Below are 25,622 nucleotides of genomic sequence, written 5' to 3' on the forward strand. Positions count from 1 at the left end.
ATTTTCCATTTTCGCGCAAGAAAAAGAGCAAGTTATCTTTTCGATAACCTGCTCTTTCCTTAACTTCGGCTCTTCGCCTTAACTTAATGACATTGTGTAATGGGGCGGCTTTTTTGACGGTTACGAAAGATTAGTTAAAAATGTAGGGGTACTTCTATAATTTGATAAGTTGTTATGTATGCGCTTACCTTCTACAATTTAGTTGCACATGACAAAAATTGTCTTGTGGTTACACTAAATAAATTTGTTCTTAGCCAGGAGGTGGCAGTTAGAGGTTCACGGAAAACGGTCGTAAATAAAAATTCTAGGAGGCGGAATATGTTCAAATTCAAGAAGAAAGTATTTACGGTATTGATGGCAGCAACTATGAGTTTCAGCTTGTTTGCAGCAACTACAAATGCAGCGACAGACTACTGGCAAAATTGGACCGACGGCGGTGGGACCGTAAATGCGACCAATGGAGCTGGCGGCAACTACAGCGTTAGCTGGTCGAATACCGGCAATTTTGTTGTCGGCAAAGGCTGGAATACCGGATCGCCAACTCGGACCGTTAATTACAATGCCGGTGTATGGGCGCCGTCCGGCAATGGGTATCTAACTCTCTATGGATGGACGAGAAATTCACTCATTGAATACTACGTTGTAGACAGCTGGGGTACTTATAGACCTACCGGAACACATAAAGGCACAGTGACCAGCGATGGCGGCACCTATGATATTTACACGACTCAGCGAGTGAACGCTCCTTCCATTGACGGCACCAAAACATTCACCCAGTTCTGGAGCGTCCGTCAGTCCAAGCGGCCGACCGGCAGCAACGTTGCGATTACATTCAGCAACCACGTTAACGCTTGGAAGAGTAAAGGAATGAATCTGGGCAGCAGCTGGTCTTATCAGGTGTTGGCGACAGAGGGATATCAAAGCAGCGGCAGCTCTAACGTAACGGTGTGGTAATAGGTTGTCTGAAGATGGGCAACTGACGAGCCCATTCTTATAGAAGAATGAAGGGGCGCGGCCGAGGTAGCCTTCACGGCAGAAAGGCCGAAGGTCGTTTCCCTTTCACTTGATTCGTCAGTCTGTTTAAAGGAGATATATCCATGAGAAAGATGATTATTTTCCTTTTCATAGCAACAACACTTGTAGTCGGCGCTTGTTCGCAACAAGAGCCCGAACGTAAGCCAGAACCAATGCTTGACAACTTTGTATTCGTCAAAGGCGGGGCTTTTGTGAACAAGAACTCCAACTACTATGGGCAAAACGTAACATTATCAAGCTTTTACATCGGTAAATACGAGGTCACTCAAAAAGAGTGGATGGACGTCATGGGAAGTAATCCTTCGGCCTTCAAAGGGGATGATTTGCCGGTTGAAACGGTAAGCTGGTACGACGCGGTGGAGTACTGCAATAAGAGAAGTATTAAAGAAGGATTAACACCGTATTACCATATAAACAAAAATAATAAAGATCCGAAAAATAAAAGCGAAACCGATAACTTAAAATGGACAGTAACGATCATTGAAGTAGCAAATGGTTACCGATTGCCGACAGAAGCGGAGTGGCAATATGCCGCGGGTGGAGGTCAGATGAGCAAGAGCTACATCTATAGCGGGAGCGATCAAGCAGACGATGCAGCATGGTATTGGAAAAATGCCGGAGATAAAATATTATCAGGAGAATGGAACTGGCCAGTTGTAGAAAACAACCACAATAAGACACAACCGATCGGAGCAAAGAAACCTAACGAGTTAGGACTTTACGACATGTCCGGCAATGTAAGGGAATGGTGTTGGAACGGGTATGGAGATTCGGACAGCAATAGCAACTCTACCCGGGTTGTGAAGGGTGGCGGGTGGATGGGCGATGTCGGTGAACTATCCTATCTGAGTAATTTCGAAGCCAATGGCATAGGCCCTGATCAAGGTTTTCGTGTGAGTCGCGGTGAGTAGCGGACAATCGAGATACATGAAATTAGACGTCGGCCTAGGACCGGCGTCTTTGTATTTTGCATATTTTAAAGGCTGCATACACTTATTTCTTAATCAGATTTAAGAGAAGCGCTTGCTGCTCCGTTAAAATAAATTCCTCCTGGGGCCAAAATTCTTCTTCCTCGTCTCTGCCGAACAGACGAAGCAGCTCCTTCCAAACCCCTTTCTCCATTGCTTCCGAAGCGGAAATCATGATCTTCAAAGCAATCACCTCCAGCTTTCTCTATACATAATTACACTTAACTTAGTTAGTATAAACATCGCAGGGTTCATTGTTTTCTTTTTTTGGGGATGATAGCATATAGCGTTAGCTATTCAATAAAGGAGTTGACCCATTAATATGAAAATTATTTATCATGGACATTCTGCGGTGCAGATTATTACAGGGGACAAGTCGTTGATTATCGACCCATTCCTTAGCGGTAATCCGCTAGCCGTCACGAAGCCGGAGGATATTAAAGTGGATGCCGTCCTATTGACGCATGCGCATGGAGATCACATTCTGGATGCCGCTCCGATCGCGAAGGCTAATCAGGCACCGGTAGTCGCCAATGTTGAATTGGCTGCTTACATGTCATGGAAAGGCGTGGAGACGATCGGCATGAATATCGGGGGTACCTTAGACCTCGGATTCGTAAAAGCGAAGATGGTACAGGCCATCCATACGTCCGGTATCGTCGATGAAGAGACAAAGACGGTCATCTATGGCGGTGTTGCTGCGGGCTATATTTTGCGAGTCGAAGGTAAGACGATTCTACATACCGGCGACACGGCTTTATTCAGCGATATGAAGCTGCTAGGCGACCGAGAAAATATCGATGTCGTGTTGTTGCCGATCGGCGATCATTTTACGATGGGTCCCGAGGATGCGCTTAAGGCTGCGGAGTGGTATCGGGCGAAGCTGGTCATTCCCGTCCATTACAACTCGTTTCCCGTCATTAAGCAGGATGCAGACCAGTTTGTGAGCCAGTTAGAGGCCCGCGGCATTAATGGCAAAGTGCTCGCGCCGGGTGAGGCAATCGAGCTGTAAGCAGTTGAAATCAGATCTATGAATGAGACGTCGGCTTAAGGCCGGCGTCTTCGTGTTTTCAATAAATAGATACAGGTCACTTTTGATTGGAAATCGGAGACTGTCGATTAACAGTTAACCAATTTAGATATAACCTCAATTTATATGAATTATCATACAAGACCAGTTAAACAAGATGCAAACTGTAAAAACTTATACGATTTATCATATAAAAGTGGTTAATCCATCCACGCTGCTGGTGATTTTGGATGATTTTTCGATCAAAAAATTTGATTTGACCTATACGAAAGGTTGGTTTATACGATATATCGTACAACCTAGTTCCCTTATTTTGCTCGTTCCATTCAATCAACGCCGCATTAGCCTGTATGAAATCCATTCTCCTCAAACAAGTTAAAAGACCGCAACTGGATGGCCTAAAAATCTCTGGATTGGTTGGTTACATCCGTCCCAATCACTTTTAAGATAGTCGTAAGTAATTCGCCTTATCTAACAAGGGAGGAGGATGGACCAATGTCTGCTTGGATATGTTTTATTGTGCTTTGCATTGCGTTTGTCGCAGGTCCTTTGCTTATCGTCATAGGGGGAGCACATGCCATCCGCGAAGATGAACGAAACCATCGTACCATTATAGAATCGTAATAAGAATAGGAGGTACTGCTATGAATGTTCCGGCAGGCGTATGGATTGCCGCTGCCCTCATTATTATCGTGCTTTCCTGGATGACTTTCTGGGTTACGAACAAAGCCTACTCCAGAAGATGGGAAGACCACGGCCATGAAAACAAAGACGAAACCTAACATCATTTCATTAACGCCCGAAGCGCTGAAGCAAATCGGGCTATCCCCGGACCGATGTCCTCTGGCTTCGTTCTTGCGAATGTGAAACGCACGTAGCCTTTATTGGAGCCGTAGACGCTGCCCGGCACAAAAACGGTTCCTGCCTTAATCGATTCCTCCAGCAGCTTGCCTTCTGGGATATTCGGTTTTAATTTGCACCATAGATGCAATCCACCGTCTGGCATTTGAAAATCGATAAGATCAGGCAATTCCTTCTGCAACGATTCGATAAGCAAATCCCGTTTAAACTGCAGCTGAGCACGAAGACGATCCAACTGCGGATCGAAATAGGACGATTGAAGAAATTGTCCCGCCACCAGCTGCGGGATGATGCTTAATCCAAAATCCATCTGCTGCCTAGCATCCGCAAGACGATCCACAATGGAGCTAGGCGCTACCATCCACCCGATCCGCAAGCCGGAAGCGGCGATTTTGGAGAATGAGCCTATATAAATAACGGAGCCCATCGTGTCGATTGCTTTCAAAGGCTGAGGTGGCTCGCCTCCATACGAGGTTAGGCTGAATGGATCGTCTTCTACAATAGGCAGGCCAAGCTCGCTTGCCAGATCAAGAACTTGCTTGCGCCTCTCCGTACTTAGTACTGCTCCTGTCGGATTCTGGTAATTCGGATTCAGAAACACCATCTTGATGCGGTGTTTTTTGTACAAATCGCGAATATCTTCCGGCTGTACGCCTTCATTGTCGACGGGGAGGCGGAATAAACGAAGTCCAGCCGACTGGAACAAAGGCAGCGAATAGCAGTAGGAAGGATCTTCTATCGCAACGGCATCGCCGGGAGACAGCAGGCATTGCGTAATTAAATATAACGATTGTTGAGAACCCGATGTTATCAGGATGGACGATTCCGTTGCCTTGATTCCGCGATATCGGTGAAGATAATCAACTAAAGACTGTCTTAATAACATCGAGCCTTGAGGATTGTCGTAACCCAAATAAGCGGTATAATCATGTTTGCTCATTAACGCGGCGATTTCAGCAGTAGGCGCTAAATCAGCCGATAGTTCACCGCTCGCAAAATCGATTAGCGTAGGCTGTTGAGCCAGAGCTTCGCGGATTCTTCGCATAAACGGCAAATTAGGAAGGAAGCTTCCTCCTTCGGCGAATCGGCTCCAGTTGGGCGTATGTTTGGGGGTCGCCCCCCATTTGGACGTACTAACCCGTGTTCCGCTGCCGATCTGGCTTTCGATAATGCCCAAAGCCCGAAGCTCGGCGAAAGCCGATATGATCGTACTGCGGTTCACTTGAAGCTGCTCGGCCAGCTTCCGTTCCGAGGGAAGCAAGCTGCCGGGAGGGAATTCGCCATATGCTATCCGTTGCTCCAAATGGTCGGCAATTTGCTCGTAAAGTGCTTTTGTACTGCTCCGATCAAGCTTCCACATCTTATAATCCCCTTGAATAATCAGATCATATAACCCGTTTGTATGATTTCTATCATAACACTTATGTATGAATACTTGGAGGTGGGCGGCATGGGAGCGAAAACGATAATGACCGGCTTTATGTCTGCTTTGCTCGCCTGCACGGGCGGAGCTATCATGATCGTACAAGCTGCTCATACCGCCGGGTTATCTAAGCCCGAGCTCGTCTCGTGGTTCACCTCCGCCTATGTCATCGGAGGATTATTGAATCTGCTGTTGACCTTGAAATACAGAATACCGTTTGCAGGAGCGCATTCGATTACGGCCACGGCTTTCTTAGGTACGGCTGCCGTCGGCTTCTCCTATTCTGAGCTGGCAGCTGCATTTATAATGTCGGGAATCCTTATTTTAGCGGCGGGAGTCTCCGGATTATTTTCGAAAGTGTTGAACCTAATTCCTAAACCATTAATCGACGCTTTGCTGGCAGGCATTCTGTTGTCTTATGTTATTGGAATCGTTCCGGCTGCCGTCAGCTTTCCTTATGCCGGACTGTTGGCCGGAGTCGGCTATTTCATAATGCCTAGATTGTCCAAAAGACTACCACCGGTATTATGGTCACTTCTGCTCGGTCTAATCGGACTTAGCTTCGAATATCATTATCCCGCCTTACCGCATGCCGAGTATATCCCTCCATTAATAGTGATTCCGCACTTCACCATGGAAGGGTTGCTGTCGATTGCAGTTCCGATGTCTGTACTAATCTTGAGCAACGATCTTGCCGTAGCGCTTGCATCGCTCAGAAGCAATCAGTATGATCCCCCCGTGAATAAAGTGTTAACGGCATCTGGATCGGCAAGCATTGTCGCGGGTTTGTTTGGGGGGAACGCTGCTAACGTCGGAGGTTTGATGAGCGCCCTCTGCAGCAGCGCGGAAGCGGGAGTTAAGGAGCATAGATACAAGGCGGCACTTGTGTCGAGCCTGATTGTGATAAGCTTTGGAGCATTGTCATGGAAAGTGATCGACATGATTAATGTCTTGCCGTCAGCATTCGTAACGATAATGACAGGCTTCTCCTTATTGGGGTTGTTTATTGCTGGGTTAAAGAACGCTTTTTCGGATAAAATGCTGCGAATTCCCGTAATTGTGACGTTCACGATAGCTGTGCTACATATTCATTTGCTAGGCATCTCCACGCCAGTTTGGGCGTTATTGGCCGGCGTGGCTGTGATGAAGGTGCTGAAGCGGGCGAAAGCGACTTCGTATTAATCATTATAAATCGAGATGCATGCTGCCTATCTTCATTATAGTAGAAGCAAGGATGGAAGGAAGAACGGCGGCTTCCCTGGCTGCATTGTGAGCAAGTCTATGGAAGTAGTTGTTTTTTTTGTGTTTGCTAATATACTTGATTTGAACGTCCACCTCGGGGAACAGCCCATTGAGGTTAGCTAGAGCAGCTAATAGTTCATTTCTTCCTTGCTCGTCATGAGGATGCGCGAAGCGGTCTTGTGCAATTATACGCAAAATACGGCTGCAATCCGTAAAAATGACGGCGATTTTGGGGCGAAGCTCCAATAATGCTGCCGAAAGAGTTTCCAAACTTAGCACGATGGCCTGCATTTCGCCGTAGTTCGAACCTTGATCCCGATCGATTGGCAGCTTCTTGGCCGTGATACTTACTGTTCGACTATATACCGCGCAGCAAGCTGCTCCGTAATCGTTGTGCGAAACGAAGCCGGCGTAATCGCAATAAAGGAACATCGTTCCTTTATTTATGATATTTTGCCGTTGGCTAGGGCTTGCGAGTGCTTTTTTGATTAGCTTGTACTTGATAGCATCCATGAGCGCATCTCCTAGTGATGATTATGCGATCAGGATAAACCGATTGGCTCGTATTTAAACCTGCACGGTACATAGGAAGGAGTATCGTTTATGACGGATCACCATAAAGCGGCTGATGCTCATCAGGCGGAAGGGCTGCTGAAGACGAAGCTCTATTTGCCCGATAGTTCCCCTTCACATATAGCGCGCGACAGATTGAATCAACAGCTTGAATGTTCACTAGGTGCTCGTCTTACAACGGTTGTCGCACCGCCCGGGTTCGGCAAGTCGACGCTTGTAAGCAGCTGGATTCGGCAAGCGGGACTGAGCAACGGCTGGGTATCCCTTGATGCCAAGGACAATGATCCGTTGCGATTTTGGCGTTATTTGCGTGGCGCGGCGATGCAAGCGCTCCATATTAATCTATCTGGGGACCTCGGAGGGTTCGAATCCGCCGAGAGGCTATCGGCACAACTGCTGAATACATTAATAGAATTATCGCAACAAGACGAGCCTTTGATGTTAGTCCTCGATGATTATCATGTGATCACAACCGAATACATACACGAGTCGATGTACGATTGGCTGATCAAGTTGCCCACGTCGGTGCACCTGATGCTAATCAGCCGGCATGAAATCCCAATTCCGCTAGGCGCTTTGCGGGTCAAAGGAAGACTGAATGAGCTTAGTCTATCGGATCTGCGCTTCACTGATGCAGAGATAGATTCTTATTGGAGCAAACAGATTGGAGCCCCTCCGGATCGCATGACCCATGGCCATCTCGTTCGTAATACGGAAGGGTGGGCGGCGATGCTGCAGCTTTCAGCACTGTCCTATTCTAGCGGATCATTAGGCGGCGTGATCAAGCCGCTGACCGGTCGCAATCGGCATGTGGCTGATTATTTGATGGAAGAGGTATTCAGTCATATGACTGAAGAAAGTAAGCGATTCTTGTTCCAAACGTCGATACTTGATCGATTATGCCCTTCTTTGTGCAGTGCGGTTATGAATGAACCCGATTCGAGAGATAAAATGCAGCAGCTCGTGCGCCGGGGATTGTTTCTGATTCCCCTTGATGATGAACGAGAGTGGTATCGGTATCATCATCTGTTCGCGGATTTCCTGCGCGTTAAGCTTCAGGACGAAGACAAAGCAGCGATCGCCTTGTTGCATAGCCGAGCGGCTGCATGGTACGAACGACACGGCTTCCTGGAGGAAGCCATAGAGCATGCGCTATCTGCTAAAGAGGAGAGCAGGGCGTCAACATGGATACAGCGGCATGCCCATGTCTGGTTGAAGGGAAGAGAGACGGCAATGCTTCGCCGCTGGCTGGAGCGGTTGTCTGCGGATACCGTGAATGAGCCGGGCAATCTGCTGCTTTTGCTCTGGATTGATTTAATGGATGGAAAGACAGCATTGGCCGAGGTACTGCTTCGCAAGCTTAATACGGAACTAGAGAGTATGAAAGCAGATCCGCACACCTCGGGATTTGTACGCATGCGGGAAGAGGTCCGTATTATTGAGAACTTTCATTCGGTTATGAGCGGTAATTTCGATCGGGCGCTTGCGCTCATTCAAGAGTACGGGGAGAGAGAAGACTTGCCTGATCCCGAGACCCCGCTGCTGCTTAGTCTAGGACTTGAGCTTAATGAAGGAACGGTACCCTTTATTCGAGGTAAATTCGGATTTAACGGCCGGATTGATTATGCCGAGAGCTATCATCTCGCCTACGGTGAATTTATTGAGAAGAACGGTATGCATGAGAGTACCTTTACATCCTACCAGCAGACGGCAATGGCAGAGATTTGTTATTTGAACAACGAGCTGCCGCTCGCAAGAAGTTATGCAGAAGAAGGACTTAGGTTGGGCAAAAAATTCGGTATAATCGGTTCTTACGTTCCATCTGTCCTCCTATTATCGAATATTCTGATCGCGGAACGGCGTATTCAAGCATCGCTTGACCTCATAATCGAGGCGATGGAGCATTTGCGCATTCAACATCAGCAAACTTCGACCTGGTATAACATGCTTGTAGCAAAGACGGCACTGCTTGAGCTTCAATTAGGGAGCACGCAATTTGCGCGTAATTGGGCGGATGAGCGCAAATGGAAGTCGGCAAGAGGGACTGTTTCTAGCAGTGACTTGTACCCTAACGATGAGGATTTCATTTATATTCAGATCTTAACAGGTTTAGGAGATTGGGAAGAAGCCTATGAACTAGCGCTTGATGCAAGTAATTTCGCAGCAAAACGAGAGAATCCGTTAAGTGAGCTCCAGGCGCTTCTCCAGCTTAGCGAGCTGCACGCGAACCGGAACAATTCGGTTGAGAGCGGACGTTTGCTGTTTTCAGCGGTTCGGGTTGGCTGCCAGTATGATTGCATCCGGCCGTTTCTGGACGCGGGACCTGCTATTATGCAGCGTCTGGGCAAATATGAGACGGTTTCTTCACTCTCCTCCATGTGGTCGGACAAAGAACTGGCTTTTATCCAAATGCTCGGTCGTCATTCGGGAACTGCTGGACAGGGGGATATGCAGGCCGTAACCAAAGTGTCCATAGATGCCTTAACTGCGAGAGAGAGGGAGGTATTGCTCCTCATGGCGCAGGGGTTATCGAATAAAGCCATTGCAGCGGAGCTTGTTCTGACGGAAGGTACCGTGAAGCTTCATCTTCACCGGGTGTACAGCAAGCTTCAGGCGCAGGGCCGGGTACAAGCTATCCGTATTGCGGAGAATAGCGGGCTGCTCGGCAAGTTATAACCTTCTTCTATATCTTTCGATAGACGCTTCCCGTACTCATCCGAAGGTAATATGGGAGTATAGCGAAAGCGAGGAGGAGAAATAACGTTGAGAACGGATTACGATATCATTATTGTAGGCGCTCGAATTGCGGGAGCGACGCTAGCGTATGAGCTGGGGCGTGCCGGTTATGAAGTGCTGCTCGTCGATAAAGGACATTTTCCAAGTGACGTGTTATCCACCCATAATGTATTCAATAATTCACTCTCGATATTCAGAGAGATGGGGATACTGGATAAGCTGCTCGCCACGGGGACTCCGACTTATAAGCGGGCCTATGTACAGCTGGAGGATGCCGTCATTGAAGGGACTTTTCCCGAGGTGAATGGAGAATTAGAATGCCTATGCATTCGTCGGACCCATTTGGACCATATTTTATTTGAGCATGCTTGTTCGGTAGACAGCGTCCATGCTTTGCAACAGTTTCGGGTGACCGGGCTGCTGCGAGAAGGTGAGGTTGTGAATGGTATCGAGGGCGTACATTCCAGCGGAGATGCTGTGCAATACAAGGCCAAGCTTGTAGTAGGTGCGGACGGCAGACGGTCAACGATACGCGCATTGGCTGGGAGCAAATGTTTGACGTCAACGCCTACCGACTTTGCTTCTTATGTCGGTTACTTCAAAGGATTTCGTCAAGATGATGGCCCTTGCTCGGAATTTTATAAGCTAGGGGAATATATCGCGATCGTGTTCCCGACCAGTGATCAGCTTCATGTTGTCGGATTGATGTTTCCGTTTACGAACACGGACTTGCTTAGCCGTATGAAGGAAAATGCGGAGACGGGCTTCCAAGAAGCCATTCAGACCGGTTTCGGAGAAACATCCTTTGCCCAGAGACTTGGGGAAGCCGAAGCTGCGGGTCCGATTCGGGGGTTGCTCGGTTATGACAATGATTGGCATGAAGCAATGGGCAAAGGATGGGCTTTGATAGGCGATGCCCTTACGTTCAAGGATCCCGCGGTCGGGCAGGGCATGCATGATGCCATGTATAGCGCCCGAATGCTGAAGGAGGTTCTTGTCCGGCACGGGCTGGAGAACTTCGAATGGGAGAAGATGGCGTCGCATTATGAAAGCGAGCTGACGAGCAAGTTTCAGCCCATGTTCGGATTAGCTTGCGAAATGACTCGCAATGTTCCGTATACGCCGGAGCAAAATGCGGTCAATCGTATCATCGCCGCTCATCCCAAGGCAACAAACGTTTTCCTCGGCATGTATAATCATGCGAACGAGCCTGCTGAGCTTGGAAGGCTGATTGGTGAAATGCTGTCAAATCCTATTGTACAGGAGTAACTGTAATCCCGGGAAACGATGACATTAGCGATACAGATGAGGAAAGCCCCGAGATCCTGTTAGAAACAGGAGCTTGGGGCTTTCCTCGTTGTTCAAGAGTGCCCGCCTACTTGGCTGTGAAGCTTGTCGGCGGCTTGCTGTTGCCGGTACTGCCCCGGGGTGAGACCTGTACGGGTTTTGAATATTTTATTAAAGTAGCTTACGTTCGCGTACCCGATTTCCTTGCATATTTCCTCGATGGAAAGTCCCAGCTGCTGGAGCAGCTCCATAGCCCGCTTGATGCGAAGCTGGATCAAATAATCGCCTACGGTCATTCCCGTAGCCTCCTTGAAGATGCGGCTCAAGTAGGAGGAGCTGCGTTGCACATGTTCGGCTACCGTATCTACGGAAATGTTTTTGTTGAAGTTCGCAGCCATATAATCGGTCGCCAGCTGCAAGGTCACGTCGGTCATCTTGGAGCGTTTCTCCCGATGATAATCGATAATCCGGTCGCACATTTCCACGAGGCATTGCTCCATATCGTACAGCGTCTCTGCGCGAGCCAGTAATTCCGTGTATGCCACCCGATCGCCGAATACGGCGGACATGTCGCCTCTAGTCTGAACGAGCGTCTTCACGATTTCTCCGCTTAGTTGGAAATACAGCTGCTGGATGTTCGCCTTGCCCAGCTTCTTGTCGATCGCGGTCTGCGTGATTTGGCGGATCGTCTTGAAGCATTCCTCCTTATCCGTCTGCAGCAGCGCTTGCTGGAGTCTCGTCTCCAGCTCATACGGATAATAATAAGCTTCTTCCTCCGCCTTCCAATCTTCAATGATAGCGTACGGCAATATTTCGCCTTTGCCGATGTACATTTTCAAATTCAGCGCTTCGATCGTATCCTCATAAGCCGAGAGGACCGACTGTTCCCCCGTGTAGATCCGGCTGACGGCGATCGTAACAGATATGCCATATCGGGAAAGCACATGCTGCTTCAGCTTCTTGGCCTGCTCCAGCGGATAGTCGTCTGCCTCCTTGGGAACGGAGAGAAGAATGACCGTCCGCTTGTCGTCCTTAGCGAACACCTCTCCGTCGATATCCGCGCCAAGCTCATCCATAAGCCCGTATCGCAATAGGTGAAAATGGAAAATGCCTTCGCTGCCTTTCACCGGATAAGGCTCCTCCAGCTCGAGCGTCAGCATGGCATACCGGTCCCAATCAAGCCGGAGTCCCAACAATTCCGCCGCCTGGTTGGCGTTGCCTTCGGGACTGCGTTCACCGTTGTTTCCGCCTTGAATGAGATCGTTCAGGTATTTCTCTTTAATGGCCGTACGGTTATCGGTAAGCAGGGAATCGACCTGCCGCTTCTCCTTCATCAGCGTCTCCCAATTGCGGATCATCGTGTCGAAGCGATGGCGGATGAAGCCTGCTTCGTCGCCCGCCGGATCAGGCGAGCCGGTCTCGTCGCGCCGGCTGTCTTCGGAAGCGCCGATATAAGAGATGACGCTTTGAAGCGGCCGGTACAATCTTCTTGATAAATAGAAGGAAATCGCGATAGCGGCAATCAAGTAAGCCGCAGCAACGGTGGCGACGATGGTTTTGATCCGGTCCATCCCTTGCAGGAGTACGGAACGCTCCGTTATGTCGACGAACCTCCAGCCGGTCAGCTCCGAGGTCGTATAGGAGACGATCCGGTCGGAATCGTCGATGTATGAGCCGCTTCCGGCGCTTAGCCTGCCGAGATCAATCCGTTGATGCAGAGACTCGCCGGCAGCGGGCTCTGCATCGGAATAGAGCAGTTCGGAGTCCGGCCCTAAGACGAGGGTGGTGCCTTTTTTGTTATGATAGTGGCTCAAATAATCGTCGAAGAGCAAATCCAGCTTTAAATTGATGACGATGGCGCCGTTCACTTGGCCGATCAAGGGCATTTTCTGAAGCAGGGTGGCGGCGGGATGATCCGGCGCGAAACCGTTCGGCCTACCTGTGATCCACGTTGTTCGGCTTTCCGATTGCTTGCTCCATATATCCAGCCAAGAACGGTCCGTAAAGGTAGAGATGGGAGATGTCTTAATTTCGGGACGGGACGTCAGGACAAGCTCCAACGGAGCGTAATATAAATAGATGGAATCGATGTAAGGACTTATTTTTTTCTGTTCTTCCACGAAGCCGGTCAAATCGATCAGGGAGCTGACGCTTAATTTGCTCCCTTTCGTCTGGTACAGGTACGACTGGGTCGCGATCATGCCGGTCGCATTATATTTGATAGCGGTCAGCTCCTTGTGAATGAGCTCCTGCTGCTGCGTCAAGATGGATTCATTGTACGCGATAGCGTTCTGGATGCTGTTGTCCGCCGAGATCGAATAGGTGACCGTGGCAATGAGCGCTACGGTGATGACGGCAATGGCGGTCAAGGTAAGAAGCAGCTTGACGAACATCGTGTTATGCTTGATCGAACGGTTTCCCGGCATCGTAATCACTCTCCTGTGATCTCTTTTGGTTGCGCTTACATTTTCGAAAGTCAGCCAGTGGCGCCAATAGGGGGATTATATCACAGATGCGCGGAGCGGGAAGCGAATGCCCGAAAAACATACGAAAAACGGAAAAACATAATTCGGATAAATCAGCCGAAAACGCCAAAAACATAAAAAAGGAGCGAAAGAAAGGATTGTGAACGCCGCCGGAGAAGGCTATCGTAAATATTGTAACCGCTCCCATTACCCGGCCGGGAGCAAGAGCGAGGATGCGGTCCATCATACGAACGTATAGGGGGAGATTGTTTTGCAATTTAGACGTAACCAATTAAGCGGTGCCTTAATGGCGGCTATCGTGGCGGTCGGCTTACTGGCAGGCTGCAGCTCCAATGCTAACAACACTACTAATAATACGAATAATCCAAATCCAAATGTCAGCACGAATCCAAGCAGCACAGATGAGGCAGAGGCGAAGCCAGTGGAAATTACATGGGGCATTCATTTCCAAGCCGCCGGAGTCGTTGAGAACTCCCAGGTTCAGAAGTGGCTGGAAGAGAAGTTCAACGTGAAGATCAAGCCCGTGAAGGTGACCGATGCGAGCATCGCGTCCGGGGACATTCCCGATATCTTCATGCTGGGCGATCCGGCCAACGTGGCGGCATACCAGAATCAAGGCGTTCTCATGAGCATCGATCCGAACATGTTAAAGGAGAAGATGCCCGAGTATTCCACCGATATCGAGAAAAACGGCAAGCTGTTCCAAACCGTTACATTCAATAACGAGCTCTGGGCGATTCCGATGTTCATCGATCTGAAGCCTTATGACCTGGCGATGCTCTGGCGCAAGGATTGGCTGGATCAAGTCGGCATCACGAAAGTGCCGGAAACACTCGACGAGTTCGAGCAGGCGGTATACGCATTCGCGCAGAAGGACCCTGACAACAATGGCCAAAAAGATACGTACGGTTTGACCGGTACGGCAACGTCCACCTGGTCCTCCGGCTTCTATTCAATCTTCGGAGCATTCGGCGTGGAGCCGACGATGTGGCATGAGAAAAACGGGGAAATCGTCAACGGCTCCGTCATGCCGGAGACGAAGGAAGCGTTGGCGAAGCTGCGTCAATGGTATGCGGACGGCGTCATCGACCCTGAATTCATTACGGATACGCAGGATTCCTACCGCAAGAAGCTCTACAATAACCGGATCGGCGTCATCGAGGAGCAGATTGCCAAAGGCGCGCTTCCGGAATCCGGTACCGTGACGGAGATGAAGTCCTTGAATCCGGAATCGGAGCTCGTATTCGCGAAGAATCCGGTAGGCCCCGGCGGCGACGGCTCATGGGATTGGGGAGTGAAGAGCAACTTTGTCGTTATCGGCAACAAGGTGAAGGAACAGCCGGAGAAGCTCGCGAAGCTGTTCGAAATCTTGCGCGCACAGAGCACCGACGAGGAAACGATCAACATGACGACCCTTGGATTAAAGGGGACACATTGGGATTTCACGGAGAGCGGAGCGACTTCGGGCGCTACCAAGTTCCTAACCAACTTCGAGAAGCAGGAGCAGCGCGACCAAGAAGGCATTCGCCTCTTCTCGCTCGGCAACATTACGACGCAAGCGTACCGCCAGAAATATTCCAATCCGAAGCTGAACGAAGCGATCCAGACGTATTCGTCCGCCCCGGGGCACACCGATGCGCTGTTGTTCTCGGCATTGCCGTCCGATGGGAAATACAAGTCCGACCTGACATCGCTGATGCAGAAATACTTTGCCCAAATTATTAGCGGCGAAATTGCGCTCGAAGAATTCGACAAGTTCGTAACGGAATGGAAGGCTAGAGGCGGCGACGAGCTGACGAAGGAAGCGAACGAGATGTACCAGGCGCAATTCAAAAAATAACCGAATCCGCTGACCCGCAAGGGCCGGTTAAGCCTAACGGCTCTTGCGGATAAGGCGGCCAAGGTTCAAGGAAGTGTAGCATGAAAACCATACGCAGGCATGGAGAGCTCTTTACGCTGTTTCTGTTTTCGTTTCTGTTTTTCTTCATTTTCAAATACGGGCCGTTGTACGGCGTCATTATAGCATTCAAGGATTTCCGGGTCGTAGACGGGGTATGGGGAAGCGCGTGGGTAGGGCTTCAGCATTTTCAAGAGCTGTTCCAAAACAGCGACTTCTATCGGCTGCTCAAAAACACGCTGCTCCTTAATTTTTATTTGCTGCTCTTTGCTTTCCCGGCTCCGATTGTATTGGCGCTGCTGCTTAACGAGGTTCGATCCCGGTATTTCCAACGATTCATTCAGACGACGATGTATTTGCCCCACTTCGTTTCTTGGGTCATTATGTCGGGTCTGATCATCTATTTTCTATCTCCGACGACCGGCGTCGTAGGCGATATCGTAGGATGGTTCGGCGGAGAGCCGGTCTTCTACATGGGGAAGAAGGAGTACTTCCGCTCCATCGTGGTCTTTTCCGCTATTCTGAAGGATCTCGGCTGGGGCTCGATCATCTACTTCGCGGCATTGTCGGGAATCAACCCGGAGCTGCAGGAATCGGCCATCATTGACGGCGCGAACCGCTGGCAGAGGATCATTAAGATTAATATCCCGTCGATCATGCCAACCGTGGCGATCATGTTCATCTTGAGCTTGGGCGGTTTCTTAAGCGCGAACTTCGAACAAATCATCAATATGCTTAACCCGGTTACTTATGAAACCGGCGATGTTATCGACACTTACGTATATCGGGTCGGTCTGCAGCAGTTCCAGTACAGCTACACGGCGGCGATTGGCTTATTCAAGTCGCTGGTCGGTCTTCTGCTCATACTAGGCGCCAATCTGACCGTAAGGAAACTGAGCCGAGGGGAGAGCGGGTTATGGTAGAAGCAGGAGGAAAGTCAGTCAAGAAGGACAAAAAATGGCAGGATCGCATAGCGCCTGCTATGATCTACATCGTGTTAACGATGCTTGCGCTTGTCGTCGTATATCCGTTCATCCATGTGATCGCGGTTTCCTTCAGCGGCCGCGGGGAGGCGCTTCGGAGCGGCTTCCACTTCTTCCCCCGGGACTTCGAGTGGACGGCTTATCGGGAGCTGCTGGACTATCCTTTCATCTGGTCGGGCTATGCGAATACGCTGTTCCGCATGGGCGTGGGCACCTTTCTGACGCTGCTCGTCACCGTCTGCGCGGCGTATCCGCTGTCGCGGCCCGATTTTCCGATGAAGCGCGCTTTGGTGCTGCTCCTGCTGTTCACCATGATCTTCGACGGGGGCATCGTACCGAATTACTTGTTAATCAAAGAGCTCCATCTGCTGAATTCGCTATGGGTCTATGTATTGCCAACGGCGGCCAACGCCTTCCAAGTGCTGGTGATGCTTTCGTTCTTCCGTTCGATTCCGGACGCCTTGATCGAAGCCGCCCGCATCGACGGGGCTAGGGATATGAAGATTTTGTTCCGCATCGTGCTGCCGCTCTCGATTCCGTCGTTGGTAACGATCGGACTTTGGTCGATGGTTCATCATATCAACGCGTTCATGGACAACCTGCTGTACGTGACCGATCAATCGAAGTACGTGCTGCAGCAAGTCATTAGGCAAATTCTTATTGAAAACAAGCTGGATCCTTTCACGACGGCAACGAATCTGGTGCCGCCCGCGCCGGAGAGTCTGAAGATGGCATCCGTCATCGTATGCTCGTTGCCCGTGCTCGTGGTATACCCGTTCTTGCTGAAATACTTCGAAAAAGGGACGATGATCGGATCGGTGAAAGGTTAAGGTGCAAAGTGTAAAAGAAAAGACTCGCAGCGAAATGGCTGCGAGTCTTTAATTAGTTGGAGTTGAATGGATCTCAGAGATTTTGTCATTTATTTGGCTCTTTTTAGAGATGTCCTGGCCTTTTGAGTGGATTTAGTACAGTCAAATGGATGGAATCGATCCGATATCAGAGTTTGATTGGATTTAGTACAGTCAAACGGACGGAGGAACCTTTGTTGAGGGGTGAAATGCCGGTTTTGACTGTATGTTTTCCATTCAAAAGTCGCTTAACAGGCGATTGGGACCGATTAGACTGTATGAAATGCAGGCAAATGAGGCTGAATATTTTCATTATGATCAAATGAAAAGCTGGACCTCGAATTCCGCTGTAAAGCGATGTTCGAGGTCCTTTTTCTCGTTAATAGTTGGTTCTAGGAAGAGCTCAAAAGCAGCTCAGGGAACACCCAAGCGTAGGATTGAAAATAGCCGCTGTTTCGATTCCGATTGCCGATGATCGGGCGATAGGTGGAAACGAATCGTTCGTAATCGGAATCCTCGTACACCGCGGACATCGCCTCGAACAAATCGAGCGGCCATGTATCGGAGGCGAGAGGTGCGGGAACGCTCTGCTCCTTGTCGTACGGCCATTCCTCGGCATGGCCGTCCGCGTAATAGAGCAAGGTGTCGAGCGCTTTCTTGATGGTTTTGCCGCTTGGCGACGCCCAGCGGAACAAATCCTCGCCGGTAAAGTCCAGAATCTGCTTGCTCGCAGCCGTAAGGGGAGCGAGGGCGAAATAATGGTACCAGATGGCCTTCGTTCCTCTTGTTGTTTCTTCCGGGATGAATCCCGAAAGCGCAATCGAAGCATCGATATGCTCCTTGAAATGGCCGACTTTCTCGGCGAAGCGATCTTTGTCGCCCATGAAGCGGAACAGCGAGAGCTGGGCGTACATGCTCCAGCTCCACCAATTGTTCCGGAGCGGGATACGATCCCACTCCGGCAAGCAAACCTCGGTCATCCAACGGACGAATAGATCGCGTTGCTCCTTGCGCCAGCCTTCATATTCGCCGATTAGCAGCGCCGCTTGTATAAATCCTGTTCCCAAGTAGGCGGACACAAGCGGGCCGTCATCGCCCGCCAATTGCCGATTGACGGCCGCCCAGCCGCAGATTAGTGCTATTGCTTTATCGGCGTAGGCATTGACGCCAGTCAGCCTGTACGCCATCGCTGTCGTAAAGGCTGCCTGAGCATCCGCTTCCATAAGCCGCTTGGCAGCCTGATGCCCTGCCGCATCGAAATAAAAGCCGGGAATCGTCCATACGGGAACGGCATGGCAGCAAACGGACAGACTTTCATCGGCAAGCCGGAGCAGCGCGTCCATAGAAGCAGTCGTTTTATTCATAAGCGCGTATAATCCTTTCCCTTAACTTGATTATGGCATTCGCACAATGTTATTTGGGCTCCACTTCATCAATCGTCAGTCGGTATTGGAGATTCCGCATATAGGTGCCATCCGTATTCCGGAATACGAGTCCGAAGCGGATAGCTTCTTCCGTACCCGACACGATGGCGATAAGGCGGTTAATGCCGGCTTGCAGCTCCAAACGATCCTCGGGATCGGGGACGAGGCTGCCGTTGAAATATATTTCGTAATGGCAGTTCGCAGTCACTTGCAGTTTGCCGATGCGCGTTTCGTCAGCAGGATGGGTTTCCGATTCCAGCAGATGCACGAAGCAGCTCAGAAACCATTTCTCGCGGCCCGGATTTTGGATGCGGAATACTCCGTCGTCGCGGCCGCGTTCCTTCTTCTGCATCCAACCGTACAGTCCTTCTCCCAAATTGTTAAGCGAAAATTCAGGATCGGTATAATAGGCTTTCATTTCTTCGAAATCTATATAAGGCCGGCAGGGAAGCGCCATCACCTTCTCAACGGACCAAGCAGCATCCCCCTTCGCATGAGTCAGAGGTTCGTCTTCGAACGCCGCGCCAAGATTGGCGAGCAGCCTCGTATATAGACGGAGGGACTTATCGCTCTCCGGCTCTAGAAGAAGCTGGGATAACAGAATGCGACCTGCGCCCGATTCCGTCAGCAGCACATAATGTCCCGAAGGCTGAGCCTTGTCGCGATTCAGCTCCACGAGAGCCAATCTGCTGTATTCATCCGTATGCTGCCCTGCAAAATAATCCTTCCATGCCGTTCCTTCCACGCTCGTGCAAAGCGCGGACGTATCGTCCGCCTTCAAGCTGTACGAAGCGAGCGGACGGTTCACGACTTCCCGGGGGGACAGAAATACTTTGTCGAAGCCGAACAAGTCGACCGGGCTTAATCCTAGCGTTTCAGGCAAACTGTAGTCGGCCTCCAAGTGATAGGTTTCCTGCTTGCGAAGCGTGACAGGACGCTCCAGCAAAGCGCTCAAAGCGGATTCCTGAGAGGTATCCGCAGGAAGGATAACAACTTTGCCGCCTTTTGCCGCATATTCCCGTATCGCATGAGCCGATTTCGGCTTCGCGAGCAAATGAGGCTCGGCGAGTAGGAGGCCGTATACCTCAAGATAAGCAAGCGTCGGATCCGGCAGCACGTCGAAGGTCAAGTTAAGCTTGCGAAGGAAATCATCGGCTTGCCCGCCCGGTTCTACGATAGCTCCCGTGCGTACTTCGTTCGTAGCGATGTTCCCAGCGTATGCAAGCAGATTGCGAAGCAGCAGGCAGGCTTGAGGCACGTCATGGAAGCCCGCCGTTAGCTCCAGCTGGTTGGCGATGAAAAGTCCATTGCGGCTCCGGTATTCGATGAGCGGAGACCATAGATCACCGCCGTCGCCGAAATCGCCTGCGCTGCATTCCAATATCATCGTGAAGTTTCCTTGGACGGGCTTCTCGAACGCAGCATGAACAATCGGAAGAGGGCCGTCCTCGTGAAGCTCCTCGTGCCAGAACATCAAGTCGTCGTTGTCCAGACCCTGCAGGACAGGATGATCGTAGCTGCCGGAGTGGGCTCTGATGAACTCCTGCCTGGAGACTGCCAGATTGCCGAGGGACAGATCAGGCTGCTCCAGCAGCACGACCCGTCCGCCGCCGGCGACAAAATGATTGAGCGCCTGCTCAAGCCGACCGTCGGTATCCTCAAGCTTGCTTCCCGCAATCAGCAGATGATCGGGCGAAAGCTGTGCGATTCTCGCAGGATCAAGGCGCGTGCATTCCGGAAGAAGAGCGTTAATCACGGCGTAATCCTGTTCGCCGCCTACGTATACGACCGGTCTCCCAACATGAAGGGGATCGGTCTTGAGACGTGAAGGATAGAGCTTGTAGCTTATATCAAGCTCATGAACCGGTACGTCATCTAGCTGCATTACGGCGTGTAGCTGCAGAACCGATACCGAACGAACAGGCTCCGGCCTCCATGTGACGGTTGCGGTCGCGCGATCAGCCGGCACTTGCGCAAATTCGAGCAGCTCGCTGTGAATGAGCTTGCCGCCTTGCCGCACTTCGAATGCAATGCGCGTCCGGCGCGGTTGCATCGTATCATTGTATACGTCGAAGCTTCTGACAATCGGCTTGTCGTCAAAGAAGGAGCGGTTATATTCAATAGCAATCATGGTGGCGGGCTTGAAGGAAGCGGCCAGCATGTCGAACGACGTGTTTTTCACATATAACGGATATGGTTCCGGAAGCATGCCATTGTTCAGAGATAAGGAATACCGCGGGATGACAGTCGGCTTCGGTCCCGGAGTATCCAGGCTGGCTACCGAAAGCGGAATATCCCTCTCGGGCATGGCGCGCATGAAGTAATGGGCAAAGTTGAAGGTGGATATTCCGGATACGCCTTGCCGCCTCGCATATTCGATGAACAGCCGTTCTTTCTCGGCCAGTCCTTTTACACATTCATCGGTATTCCGATACGCTGCATGTCCTACGTACATACTGCTATTCTGAGGACATACATACCACCAGCCGCCATGCTCGCCGAATACGAGAGGCGACTTCCGATCCCACTGCGCGATCGTGCCGTCAATGTTGTAGTGCAAGCTCTCGACCTCGGTAAGCTCCTTGTGAAGGAGCCGGTTGTCGCCTTCAAGAATGATAGGCCGAGTACCATCGAGCTCGCGAATGATGTCCATCATGGATGGGATTTGCTGCTTGAAGCGGTCGCGTCCGTCTACCCAGCGCATCTCGTTCTGCAGGCTCCACATGATAACGGAGGGATGATTCCGATCCCGTTCCACCAATCTTCGGACATGGTTCTTGCAGTTGGCGATAAAATCGGGATGATCCGCCTGCATCGACTTGCTGGAGCCGTATATAGCGGTTTCGTCGACGATCAGCATCCCTTCTTCGTCGGCAATATCCAGATAGTAGGAAGGGTGGGGTTCGGCATGGAGCCTGACACTATTGACTCCAGCTTCTCTGCACATACGGTACCAATTACGCACATATGCCTCCGTTTGCTGCAGGGCCCCTTGAAAATGCCATGAATCGCCGCGCAGGTTGACCGGCGTACCATTAAGGATGAAACGAGATCCTTCCGTCCAGATTTCGCGGAAGCCGAACCGCTCCGACACAACGTCTATGACCTGATCGCCATCCAAAAGCTCGAGCTCTAGTCGATAGAGGAACGGTTGATCCGGGTTCCAAAGCTTAGGGTTCGTCCAGTCGAGTCGGAAGGCGACAGGGACGTTTTGCCCCGCCTTTGGGATGCTAGCTTCGGCGCAGAGAACGGGAGCGGAAGTTGGCCTGCCGGCTTCCCGGACATTCAGCCGTACTTTGAGCGGCGGTTCGTGTGATAACCGAGGCGGATCACCAAACGCAACTCTAGCATCCACTTCCAATCGCTTTTCCCGGACTGACGTGCGAATGGCGACATCCGACAACGTAACGGCAGGCCTGCTCTCCACATATACATCATGCCAAATCCCTCTAGCCATGGCGCCATACCAAGAACCGACTAGGCCGGTAGTCTTGGTTTGTCCGGAAGGCAGCGTCACTTTGTCGAAGTTGCCGCAGACGACATGCAGCCGGTGCGTGGTTCCCGCCTGCACGTATTCCGTCACATCCGCCAGAAGCGGCAGATAGCCGTCTTCCCATATCGCGATCAATTTGCGGTCCAAGTAAACGGCGGCTTTTTGCATAATGCCGTCAAACCGCAAGAAGATGCGTTTTGCGCCCTCCGGCATCGTATCCGGCAGCCGGAACTCCCGATGAAGAACGCCTGCATCGGCCCGCGTCCATTCCTTCGGATAACCGTGCAGATCATAAGGGGCATACCCGTGTTCGGGTATCTCTCCGAAGCTTTTTCCCGAAGCCCGAACGTAGGAAGCCCTCCAGCTGGAGGGCACCTGTATCTTACGATCGTCATAATCAAGCTCCGTTGGGAGGTCAAAGCCCGAGCGGTTCTCATACAAGGGCATGAATTCCCATTCGCCGTTCAAGCATATCGATGTTCTCATCACTGTACGCTCCTCTTCAATCGCAGTCAGTCAGTCGTCGTCATGCTTGAATCACCAAGGGGATTTCCAGCCAGATGAGAGAGCCATCCGTCTCTTCGTCCCACATGATGAAATGCGGCTCCATCGCCTCCGACCAGTCCGAGGGCGTGCCCGAGGTGGAGAGCTTGCCTTCGTATGGAGGAGGTTCGATGGTGGCCGGCAATTCGGAATAAAAAAACATCAAATTCTCATGAAGGGCGATCATCCCGTATTTGTCCCCGTCGCCGGGACGTTCCTCTTGGTATTGGTAATGGTAGAAAATATAACTGGCCACCTGTTCCGGCTTTAGCCGGGCGATTCGGGCAAATGGCTTTGACGCAGTCTCGTTCCGTCGCCATTGCTTCCCGCTCACAGGCTGCTGATAGTGGAAGATGTCCATCATCGGGACCCATTTTCTGGAGATGTCCGTTCCCGGCCAGTCCACCAGCTCCGATTCGCAATCGTGGAAGAGACGATGGGGATCGACGTGCTCCGAAGCGCTTTCGAAATAAACAAACAACTGGGCACCCCAACGGAACAAGCTAAGCTGTCGAATGCCAAGGTCTTTCATTCGGCTCTTAAGCTCGGACATTATATCGCGGAAATACGATTCAGGATCGATGCCCTTACGGCATTGCGCCCGGTAGTGATAACGCTGCATATGTCGCCTCCGGTTGTTATTCGCCAGTCTGTCCTCGTTGCCGCTCATACCAATAGCCGGGTACTCCGCGCTCCAGTCGCATTAAAGCTTCCAGGTAAAAATAGTCGCCCCAGATCACATAATCATCCGGAGAAATATCAAGCCGGACGGCGTAGGAGCCTCGATTGAGAAGTCCTTGGGCATCTTGTTCTCCCTTCGTGGAATAGCTCTTGGCAAGCGCCGTGACCATTCGTTCGGCCGCGCTGGTCAGCCAATCCCGATCGGCGTCTCCATCAGGAAGCCATTCGGCTATTTCGAGCATGCCGGATGCGGCGATGGCTGCAGCGGAGCTGTCCCGCTTGGTGTCCGGCACCTGCGGTACGTCAAAATCCCAGTACACGACGCCGTCCTCGGGAAGCCGATCGACAAAATAACGTGCCAATCGCTTGGCCGTATCTAGCAAATCCGGTTGCCGCATATATCGATAGGCAAGCGCAAAACCGTAGATTCCCCAGGCTTGCCCCCTTGTCCAAGTCGACCCGTCCTGGCTGCCCTGATGAGTGCCGCCGCGGATCGAATCTCCGGTCGATAGATCGAAGTAGAACGTATGGTAGGTGGAGTCATCGCCGCGGACGAGGAAGCGACGGCTTATAGCTGTTTGTTTGGCGGCAGCTTGCTGATATCGCTCGTCGCCGGTTTGCTCGTAGGCCCAATGCAGCAGGGGCAAATTCATCAGGCAGTCCACGATGATGCGCCCGCCGTTTTGCGGATCGTCCTTAGGTCCCCATGCTTGCAGAATGCCCGGCACCTCGCGCCATCTCTCTAGCAGAACATCCGCGGCTTGCAGCGTAATCGAACGGGATTGTTCATCCCTTTCTAAAATCCAGTGTGCTTTGGTAGAAAGCGAATATAGAAATCCGATGTCATGGTGGTCCAGGTTGACCCGATTCTCGAGACGTTCGCGGAAGCTGGCTACCGTATTCAGTGCGGCATCTCTATAACGGGAATCGTTGGTGTATTCATAAGACAGCCAGAGAATTCCGCTCCAGAATCCTTCGGTCCAATCATTGTTCGGAGTCAATCGGTAGATCCGGTCTCCTTGGGAGCTCGTAAGGGGGAACTGGTCTTCAAACCGTTCGATATTTTGGGAAACGACAGTCAAAGCGTCTTCGATCGCTTGTGCCCACATGGCGGCAACCTCCATTTCTTTTGTGAAAAGCTGCCTCCATTATATAACCGGACGAATGATTCTAGGTTGTGCTAAAATATAGCTGAATTGCGATTCTCGTAACGTAGGGGGCGATAGAATTGGCTTCTCGCATCGAGCACATGGACCTGGGTCACAGCAGCTTCCACTTTGCGTTCAGGGATGAGTGGAATGATGATCATTTTCTCAAATTCCATGCGCATCAAGGTTTGGAATTGTTATTTATTCACGAGGGCCAAGGACTCGTGGAGGTAGAGGGCGCCAGCTATGAATTAGAGGGCGGAGTGCTGTTCTGTTTCCAGCCTTACCAACTGCACCGGGTGGAAATTCCGAGCCGTAAGGATGCCAAGTATGTACGAAGCAATCTTACCTTTGATCCAAGGTACTTGGAGCCTTACCTCGCTCCGTATCCGAAGCTGCAATCCTTTCTTCATTTGCTGGCCAAAGGTGCTTTGCCCACGCCGAAGTTCGCATTTGCGGAAAGCCGAATGTGTGGACTGATGGAGGGACATGCAGGGGCTATTCGGGAAGCGGGGGAGGATCAGGAAGAGGCTCACATTTTGTTTGTGATTGCTTTGTTGCGCCTTCTTCAGTTGTCGGTCATCACCCATGCGGAGTTGCCGCCTGAAGGCTGGTCTGTGAAGAAAACCGGTCATATCGAAGCCATTATGGACTGGATCGAGGAACATTTCAGGCAGCCCTTCAGTTTGGAACAGCTGGCCGGAGAGCTGCACCTGTCCTCCTACTATGTATCCCATTTGTTCAAGCAATACACCGGCGTATCCATTACGGATTACGTCACGGCTAGAAGAATTCGCGAAGCGTGCGTTTTATTGGGGAGCTCGGACAAATCGGTGGGGCAGATCGCTCGCGAGGTTGGCAGACTGAGCGCTCCTTATTTTTGCAAGCTGTTCAAAAAACATAAAAACATGACGCCGCTGGACTACCGGTCGGCGCTGCATCATTCCGCCAAGTAGTTACTTGC

At 51.0% G+C, this 25,622-nt stretch carries 19 protein-coding genes; 11 read left to right on the forward strand and 8 right to left on the reverse strand.

Features of this window, described 5'->3' with window-relative positions:
• Positions 1–318 precede the first annotated feature (318 nt).
• Entirely contained in the window at positions 319–954 is a 636-nt protein-coding gene (locus V8F51_RS21780) for a glycoside hydrolase family 11 protein (RefSeq protein ID WP_337102616.1), read from the forward strand.
• A gap of 143 nt (positions 955–1,097) precedes the next feature.
• Positions 1,098–1,946, forward strand: a complete 849-nt coding sequence (locus V8F51_RS21785; protein WP_337102617.1) for a formylglycine-generating enzyme family protein — start codon at positions 1,098–1,100, stop codon at positions 1,944–1,946.
• 82 nt (positions 1,947–2,028) lie between these two features.
• Here the strand turns inward: V8F51_RS21785 and V8F51_RS21790 are convergent, their stop codons facing one another.
• A complete protein-coding gene (locus V8F51_RS21790; protein WP_337102718.1) occupies positions 2,029–2,187 on the reverse strand; it encodes a hypothetical protein in 159 nt (52 codons plus the stop codon).
• A gap of 138 nt (positions 2,188–2,325) precedes the next feature.
• Between V8F51_RS21790 and V8F51_RS21795 the strand changes: the two genes are divergently transcribed.
• Both V8F51_RS21795 and V8F51_RS21800 read left to right on the forward strand, forming a co-directional pair.
• Positions 2,326–3,015, forward strand: coding sequence for a metal-dependent hydrolase (locus V8F51_RS21795; protein ID WP_337102618.1), 690 nt, complete (start codon positions 2,326–2,328; stop codon positions 3,013–3,015).
• Between the two features lie 662 nt (positions 3,016–3,677).
• Positions 3,678–3,815 (forward strand): hypothetical protein, encoded by a 138-nt coding sequence (locus V8F51_RS21800; RefSeq protein ID WP_337102619.1) that lies wholly within the window; start codon positions 3,678–3,680, stop codon positions 3,813–3,815.
• A gap of 2 nt (positions 3,816–3,817) precedes the next feature.
• On the opposite strand, the gene pdxR is transcribed toward V8F51_RS21800, so the two are convergent.
• The gene (gene pdxR, locus V8F51_RS21805; protein WP_337102620.1) at positions 3,818–5,254 is read right to left on the reverse strand and encodes a MocR-like pyridoxine biosynthesis transcription factor PdxR; all 1,437 of its coding nucleotides are present in this window, start codon (positions 5,252–5,254) and stop codon (positions 3,818–3,820) included.
• A 90-nt stretch (positions 5,255–5,344) separates the two neighbouring features.
• Between pdxR and V8F51_RS21810 the strand changes: the two genes are divergently transcribed.
• On the forward strand, positions 5,345–6,499 hold the full coding sequence (locus V8F51_RS21810) for a benzoate/H(+) symporter BenE family transporter (RefSeq protein ID WP_337102621.1): 1,155 nt from the start codon (positions 5,345–5,347) through the stop codon (positions 6,497–6,499).
• Positions 6,500–6,502: 3 nt separating this feature from the next.
• Here V8F51_RS21810 and V8F51_RS21815 read toward each other — a convergent pair whose 3' ends face one another.
• Positions 6,503–7,072 carry an RNase H family protein gene (locus V8F51_RS21815; protein WP_337102622.1) on the reverse strand — a complete coding sequence of 190 codons (570 nt, stop codon included), beginning with the start codon at positions 7,070–7,072 and terminating at the stop codon, positions 6,503–6,505.
• A 90-nt stretch (positions 7,073–7,162) separates the two neighbouring features.
• On the opposite strand from V8F51_RS21815, the gene V8F51_RS21820 reads away from it, so the two are divergent.
• Positions 7,163–9,808, forward strand: coding sequence for a LuxR C-terminal-related transcriptional regulator (locus tag V8F51_RS21820; protein ID WP_337102623.1), 2,646 nt, complete (start codon positions 7,163–7,165; stop codon positions 9,806–9,808).
• An 87-nt stretch (positions 9,809–9,895) separates the two neighbouring features.
• The gene (locus V8F51_RS21825; protein ID WP_337102624.1) at positions 9,896–11,137 is read left to right on the forward strand and encodes an NAD(P)/FAD-dependent oxidoreductase; all 1,242 of its coding nucleotides are present in this window, start codon (positions 9,896–9,898) and stop codon (positions 11,135–11,137) included.
• Between the two features lie 92 nt (positions 11,138–11,229).
• On the opposite strand, the gene V8F51_RS21830 is transcribed toward V8F51_RS21825, so the two are convergent.
• On the reverse strand, positions 11,230–13,581 hold the full coding sequence (locus V8F51_RS21830) for a helix-turn-helix domain-containing protein (protein ID WP_337102625.1): 2,352 nt from the start codon (positions 13,579–13,581) through the stop codon (positions 11,230–11,232).
• Positions 13,582–13,891: 310 nt separating this feature from the next.
• Between V8F51_RS21830 and V8F51_RS21835 the strand changes: the two genes are divergently transcribed.
• The 3 genes from V8F51_RS21835 (at position 13,892) to V8F51_RS21845 (ending at position 17,351) form a co-directional block, all read left to right on the forward strand.
• Positions 13,892–15,481: an extracellular solute-binding protein gene (locus V8F51_RS21835; protein WP_337102626.1), complete on the forward strand. Its 1,590-nt coding sequence runs from the start codon at positions 13,892–13,894 to the stop codon at positions 15,479–15,481.
• 80 nt (positions 15,482–15,561) lie between these two features.
• On the forward strand, positions 15,562–16,461 hold the full coding sequence (locus V8F51_RS21840; RefSeq protein ID WP_337102627.1) for an ABC transporter permease: 900 nt from the start codon (positions 15,562–15,564) through the stop codon (positions 16,459–16,461).
• The gene (locus V8F51_RS21845) at positions 16,455–17,351 is read left to right on the forward strand and encodes a carbohydrate ABC transporter permease (protein WP_337102628.1); all 897 of its coding nucleotides are present in this window, start codon (positions 16,455–16,457) and stop codon (positions 17,349–17,351) included. The genes V8F51_RS21840 and V8F51_RS21845 overlap by 7 nt, the downstream gene beginning before the upstream one ends.
• Positions 17,352–17,761: 410 nt before the next feature.
• Here the strand turns inward: V8F51_RS21845 and V8F51_RS21850 are convergent, their stop codons facing one another.
• From V8F51_RS21850 to V8F51_RS21865, 4 genes are read right to left on the reverse strand one after another with little or no spacing between them, the layout of a single operon-like run.
• The gene (locus V8F51_RS21850; RefSeq protein WP_337102629.1) at positions 17,762–18,733 is read right to left on the reverse strand and encodes an alginate lyase family protein; all 972 of its coding nucleotides are present in this window, start codon (positions 18,731–18,733) and stop codon (positions 17,762–17,764) included.
• A 49-nt stretch (positions 18,734–18,782) separates the two neighbouring features.
• Entirely contained in the window at positions 18,783–22,772 is a 3,990-nt protein-coding gene (locus tag V8F51_RS21855; protein WP_337102630.1) for a glycoside hydrolase family 2 protein, read from the reverse strand.
• A gap of 40 nt (positions 22,773–22,812) precedes the next feature.
• Positions 22,813–23,451 carry a hypothetical protein gene (locus tag V8F51_RS21860; RefSeq protein ID WP_337102631.1) on the reverse strand — a complete coding sequence of 213 codons (639 nt, stop codon included), beginning with the start codon at positions 23,449–23,451 and terminating at the stop codon, positions 22,813–22,815.
• A gap of 16 nt (positions 23,452–23,467) precedes the next feature.
• A complete protein-coding gene (locus V8F51_RS21865; RefSeq protein WP_337102632.1) occupies positions 23,468–24,619 on the reverse strand; it encodes a glycoside hydrolase family 88 protein in 1,152 nt (383 codons plus the stop codon).
• Between the two features lie 119 nt (positions 24,620–24,738).
• Between V8F51_RS21865 and V8F51_RS21870 the strand changes: the two genes are divergently transcribed.
• Positions 24,739–25,614: a helix-turn-helix transcriptional regulator gene (locus V8F51_RS21870; protein WP_337102633.1), complete on the forward strand. Its 876-nt coding sequence runs from the start codon at positions 24,739–24,741 to the stop codon at positions 25,612–25,614.
• Positions 25,615–25,622: the final 8 nt, after the last annotated feature.

Origin of the sequence: Paenibacillus sp. YIM B09110 (assembly GCF_037167145.1) — a bacterium.
Lineage (GTDB): Bacteria > Bacillota > Bacilli > Paenibacillales > Paenibacillaceae > Pristimantibacillus.